The organism is Mesorhizobium norvegicum (assembly GCF_004919685.1).
GTDB lineage: Bacteria > Pseudomonadota > Alphaproteobacteria > Rhizobiales > Rhizobiaceae > Mesorhizobium > Mesorhizobium norvegicum.
On sequence record NZ_SMYZ01000186.1, the window covers coordinates 1 to 346 of the forward strand.

The 346-nt window shown below is 67.1% G+C and carries 1 protein-coding gene; it reads left to right on the forward strand.

Annotated features, from left to right (window positions below; genetic code table 11):
* A partial coding sequence (locus tag FCU66_RS40550; RefSeq protein WP_136625523.1) for a cadherin repeat domain-containing protein occupies positions 1-346 on the forward strand: 346 nt, incomplete at both ends.

The window sequence follows — 346 nt, forward strand, 5'->3', positions numbered from 1 at the left end:
TCAACACCCCGCCGGATGCCGACACCGCCGCCAACCAGATTACACAGAACGCCGCCGCCGGTACGGCGATCGGCATCACCGCCTCGGCCACCGATCCCGATGCCGGATCGACGATCACCTACAGCATCGACGACTCGCGCTTTGCCATCAACGCCAGCACCGGCGTCATCACACGCTCGGGCACCGGCACGCTCAATGCGGCCTCGGAGCCGACGGTCGCGCTCACGGTCACGGCCACCTCGTCCGACAGCAGCATCGATACCCACGCCTTTACAGTCGGCGTCACGGCCAGCCAGTTGCCGGTTGCCTTCAACGCACCGCCCGATGCCGACTCCACCGCCAACCA